General features: G+C 57.5%; 4 protein-coding genes. All 4 read right to left on the reverse strand.

Annotated elements, in window-relative coordinates; genetic code table 11:
* Positions 1-413, reverse strand: a 413-nt coding sequence (locus tag PsW74_RS29790; RefSeq protein WP_244277868.1) for a dihydroxy-acid dehydratase, incomplete at its 3' end; no start/stop codon positions are given.
* A complete protein-coding gene (locus PsW74_RS15915) occupies positions 413-1,861 on the reverse strand; it encodes an NAD-dependent succinate-semialdehyde dehydrogenase (protein ID WP_063287782.1) in 1,449 nt (482 codons plus the stop codon). The genes PsW74_RS15915 and PsW74_RS29790, both read right to left, overlap by 1 nt.
* Before the next feature lie 2 nt (positions 1,862-1,863).
* Positions 1,864-3,738 (reverse strand): thiamine pyrophosphate-dependent enzyme, encoded by a 1,875-nt coding sequence (locus PsW74_RS15920; protein ID WP_063287783.1) that lies wholly within the window; start codon positions 3,736-3,738, stop codon positions 1,864-1,866.
* A 16-nt stretch (positions 3,739-3,754) separates the two neighbouring features.
* Positions 3,755-4,332 (reverse strand): Gfo/Idh/MocA family oxidoreductase (locus PsW74_RS29795; RefSeq protein WP_244277869.1); only part of this gene is annotated, 578 nt, incomplete at its 5' end.

Consider the following 4,332-nt stretch of genomic DNA (forward strand, 5'->3'; position numbering starts at 1 on the left):
GCGGAAGCTGCCCCCATCAACAGGGCCGGAACGGTCTTGTCACAGCCCCCCATCAACACAACGGAGTCCATCGGCTGTGCGGTAATCATCTCTTCCACTGCCATGGCCATCAGGTTGCGATAGACCATGGAGGTTGGGCTCAGGAACACCTCACCCAGAGACATGATCGGGAACGGCACCGGCAGAGCGCCGGAGGCCAGCACGCCGCGTTTAATGGCTTCCAGCATCTCGGGAAAATGTCTATGGCAGTTGTTGAACCCGCTCTCGGTGTAACAGATGCCGACGATTGGCTTGTCCAGACTTGCATCCGTGTAGCCCATGGACTTGGCGAAGGAACGGCGCAAATAGCGGGCAAAGCCCTTGTCGCCATAGTTTGTCAGGCCGTTTTCCAGCCCCTGTACTTTTTTGCTCATCAGATCTCTCGTGAGATTAGCAGGTGGCGGGTGTATTTCGGAACAAGGTAATCCATGATGCCGAGCGAGCCACCCTCACGGCCAAAGCCACTTTCCTTGTTGCCGCCAAACGGTGCTTCTGCGGTTGCAAGGAGCGTCTCGTTGATGCCAACCATGCCAGCTTCCAGTCGTTCAGCGGTTTTGAGTGCCAATGCGCTGTCGTAGGAGAACACATAGGCTGCCAGACCAAACGGCGTGTTGTTGGCTCGTTCAATCACGTCTTCCACATCATCAAAGGTGGAGATCGGCGCGACTGGAGCGAAAGGCTCCTCAATCATGATCGCGGCATCGTCCGGCACGTTCATCAGAACCGTCGGCTCAAGGAAACTGCCATCGGGCAGGTTTTCCGGCTGCTTACCACCTGCCAGCAGGTCAGCCCCTTTTGCGATGGCATTCTCTGTCAGCCGCAATGCATGGTCTACCGCGCGCTGGCGGATAAGTGGTCCAGTGTTGACACCGTCTTCCAATCCATCACCAACCACGAGAGATTTGGCATAGCGGGCGAACTCTTCGGCAAACTCCTTCGCGATGGAAGAGTGCACGTAGAAGCGGCTTGGAGATATGCAAACCTGACCGCAATTGCGGAACTTTGTGGCTGCCAGTTTCTGGGCTGCTGCAATCGGGTCAAAGTCCTTATGGATGACCACAGGGGCATGACCGCCCAGCTCCATGGTGACTTTCTTCATGCCATCTGCACACTGACGCATCACGTCTTTGCCCACGGGCACAGAGCCGGTCAGCGACACCTTGCGGATTTCTGGTGCATTGATCAGCGCTGGAGCCAGCGTGCGGCTGTCGCCAGTCAAAATAGCCAGAGCCCCCGGCATCAGGCCAGCATCCATTAGGGCCTGCCCAATGGCAAAGCATGGGCCGGCGGCTTCAGAAGCAGGACGAGCAATGACAGAGCACCCTGCCGCCAGAGCTGCCGCAATTTTGCGGGCGGGCAGTAAGGCTGGGAAGTTCCAGGCGGAAAGTGCCAAAGATGGACCGACTGGCTGGTAGTTTACAGTCAGGCGTTCATCTGCATTGCGGCCCGGAATGGTCTGGCCGTAGATGCGCTTGGCTTCTTCTGCCTGCCATTCAAACTGGTCTGCTGCTGCTCCGGTCTCTCCAATGGCCTCTGCCAGCGGTTTGCCGGTTTCAAGGGACATCACACGGGCAATGTCCTGTGTTCGTTCGCGGATCAGATCAGCGGCCTTGCGCAGCACCTTGGCGCGCTCCCATGCCGGAACCGCAGCCCATTTCGGGAACGTGTCCTTCGCCAGCTTCAGGGCTGTGGCAATGTCATCTGCGCTTGCGGCTGCAATGGTGCCGATGGTTTTGCCGGTCACCGGACTATGCGCGTCACGGGTGTCGCCATTGCTGGCAGGTACCCAGTTTCCATCAATAAGAAGCTTCGCATCTGTCATGATTAAATGCTCATTTCCAAATATTTGTTCTGAACGTCATCGCACCAGTTGCCAACGTTCCAATTGCCATAAGCGCCCATGCCACCCGCCGGATCTTCTCCGTAATAAACCGGCACATGCACCACGCTGAGACCTGTGTGTGCTCTGGCTTTTTCCAGTGCGTCACTCAAATCTTCCGCGCTGTTTCCGCCAGAAAGCGCAAGCACGCCATCCACCGCGTTTGCCATGGCGATGTAATCGACAGCCACACCGTCATTGGTGCGGTAATCCTTGCCGTACTGAGCAAGCTGAAGGTGGCTGATGGCAGCCATGCGGCGGTTGTCGAAGATCAAAACGGTGCCATGCACGCCGTGCTCCACACCGTCGATCAACACTTGGGGGTTCATCATGAAGGAGCCGTCACCGGTAAATGCGACAGAGTATTTCCCATTGTCCGCTACGCCGCCTGCGATAAGTGCAGAAACGGCAAAGCCCATATAGGAAGCACCGGTTTCGGTGATGGTTTCGCCGACGCGGTCATCTTCCACCACCTGAAAGCCATTGGCCTGCACGTCGCCTGCGTCGAAAAGCTTGATGGCACCGTGTTTTTTGCAAAAGTCAGAAGCGGCTTTGATGGCTTGCGGCTGGGTGAGGACCCCTTGCCCCCACATGGGGTCACTCACCCGCCCTGCTGCATAGCGATCTGCCTTGAAGGCAGTCCATTCGCTTTTCTTTGCAGCACAGTCTTTCAGCCAGTCAGCTTTGTTGGCGACACCGCCTTTTGCGAGCTCAGCAAGCAGCAGTTTCACCACCTCGCCGATGTCTCCATTCAATGCCGTGGTCTGGGCATAGTGCTGCACATCCATCGGATCGGCGTTGATGTTGATGACGTGTTTTGCCTTTGGCCACCCCATACCGGAGCAGTCACTCTGGCACACAGCGCGCGAGCCGATGGCAACCAGAAGCTCTGCTTCCTGCATGGCGTGATTGCCGCTGATGGACCCTTTGGAGCCACCCACATGCATGTTCTGCGGATGCGCATCTGGCAGGATGCCCAGTGAGCCCGGAGATTCCACCACCACTGCACCAGAGGCTTCGGCAAGGGCGCGAAGTTCCTCAGCAAATGGACGGGACCCACCGCCTGCCTTGATGGCGATCTTGCTGGTGGACTTCAACAGCTCCACGGCTTCCAGCAGGTTATGGTCTACGGCTGGAATGGTTGGCTCGTAGGTTGGAAGGGTCGGCAGACTGTCCAGCCGGATATCCAGTTTTTGTGGTTGGGTGTTGAGTGGCAGGTTCAGGTAGAACGGGGCTGCCTTGAACGGATGGTAGACGCAACTGGCACCCATGCGCAGAGCATTGCGCAGCGCTTCTGGCGTGTGCAGTGTGTAGGCCTGAGACATGGCCGAGGTGATCTGTTGGAACAGGCCCTGCTGTGGCTTTGGCACCTGCTGCATGTTGTAGCCTTCGCCAAAGGTCGTCTCATCACCATAGATGTGATAGAGGCCAATGCCGTTGGAGGCAGCTGCTAAAGAACCTGCCATGGCTTGCAACGCACCGGGGCCGATGGAGGTGACAACCGCACAAACCTCGCCATACACCCAGCGCAGCGCTGTGCCTGCATGGGCCATTTCCACCTCATTGCGGAACTGCCATGTACGCACAAGGCCAGCATCTTCATAGACGCGCAGCACTTCACCTAACTCGGTAGAACCGTGGCCGAAGATTGCCAGATACTTGGTGACGCCCTGACGCATCAGGCCCAGAACCAGAGCCTCAGACAGCGTCATGGTTACTTGCTCAGCGAAATGGCCTGCAGCGATGGCAGCTTCAAGTCCGCCCTGGGCTCGAAGCCAATTGGCGCGCTCTTGCATGCTGCCTGGAACAGATAAAGACATCTCTGTACCTCGCCGCTTAGAAGCTGATCGTCTGGCCAGTACGTGCAGAATCTTCTGCCGCCAGCGCAAACTTGAGAACATCACGGCCTTGCCGTGCTGTCAGGATCGGGTCACCACCTTCTGTGATTGCATCAAGGTAGTGGCGTGTGGAGTTGACGAAGCTTTGCTCCCAGCCCGCGTAGATATCGCGGTACTCGGTGACTTTGCCTTCGCGGTAATGAATCAGTGGTGCAGGGTTGCCAATGGAGCCGTGGCCGCAGTTGATCCAGAGGACGCCTTGCGTTCCGGTGATCTCAACCCGGTCATCCTGCGCGTAGTGCTTGGTCGCGATTTCCAGCTCTGGAGAGTAAACCACCTCCAGATTGCCGATCTTGTTGCCGGGGAAACGGAAGGACACCATGGACGGGGCATCCAGATAAATGCCCTTGAACACTTCGGTCTGGCCGATAAAGGCGTGCACGTCAGACGGCATGCCCATAAAGTGCCATGCGAGCGCGAATTTGTGGTGCCCGTCGTCAAACACCAGCGGGCCGCCGCCTGCCATGTCCTTCATCTGCCGCCATGCGTTGGCAGCGGCAGGCACCTTCCAAGCGG

The organism is Pseudovibrio sp. W74 (assembly GCF_001623085.1).
Taxonomy (GTDB): domain Bacteria; phylum Pseudomonadota; class Alphaproteobacteria; order Rhizobiales; family Stappiaceae; genus Pseudovibrio.

Bases quoted from the DNA above. Each gene is read 5' to 3' on its own strand.
- PsW74_RS15920 (WP_063287783.1), bottom strand. From the start codon at position 3,738: ATGTCTTTATCTGTTCCAGGCAGCATGCAAGAGCGCGCCAATTGGCTT.
- PsW74_RS15915 (WP_063287782.1), bottom strand. From the start codon at position 1,861: ATGACAGATGCGAAGCTTCTTATTGATGGAAACTGGGTACCTGCCAGC.